This window comes from Rhodovulum sp. FJ3, from assembly GCF_032918305.1.
Classification (GTDB): Bacteria; Pseudomonadota; Alphaproteobacteria; order Rhodobacterales; family Rhodobacteraceae; genus SAT37.
The window spans coordinates 1-659 of record NZ_JAWJUU010000020.1; the positions used below are offsets into that span (position 1 = coordinate 1).

Below are 659 nucleotides of genomic sequence, written 5' to 3' on the forward strand. Positions count from 1 at the left end.
CTGGCCGAGCCGACCGCGGCCCTGATCGTGTCGCTGGCCGGTGGGTACAGCCACATCGTGGCACCCGCGACGACCGATGCGAAAAACATCCTGCCCCGCGTTGCGGCATTGCTGGATGTGATGATCCTGTCGGACGTGACCGGTGTTGTTGACGCCGACACGTTTGAGCGTCCGATCTATGCCGGTAACGCCATCCAGACCGTGAAATCGGCGGATGCGACCAAGGTCATCACCTTCCGCACCTCGACGTTTGACGCCGCTGGTGAGGGTGGCGCGGCCGCTGTGGAAACCGTGTCGGCTGCTGATGCGCCGGGCGTGTCCGAGTGGGTCGAAGACAAGGTCGCCGAGAGCGATCGCCCCGAACTGACTTCGGCCGGTGTGGTCGTATCGGGCGGTCGTGGCGTTGGCTCGGAAGAGGACTTTGCCCTGATCGAAAAGCTGGCTGACACCCTCGGCGCAGCGGTCGGTGCCTCGCGCGCCGCCGTCGACAGCGGCTATGCCCCGAACGACTGGCAGGTCGGTCAGACCGGCAAGGTCGTCGCCCCCGAACTCTATGTCGCAATCGGCATCTCGGGCGCGATCCAGCACCTTGCAGGCATGAAAGACAGCAAGATCATCGTCGCCATCAACAAAGACGAAGAGGCCCCCATCTTCCAAGT

At 64.0% G+C, this 659-nt stretch carries 1 protein-coding gene; it reads left to right on the forward strand.

What is annotated here, in order from left to right; all coding sequences use genetic code 11:
- Positions 1-659: electron transfer flavoprotein subunit alpha/FixB family protein (locus R1W00_RS18200; RefSeq protein ID WP_317264188.1), on the forward strand; the 659-nt coding region annotated here is incomplete at both ends.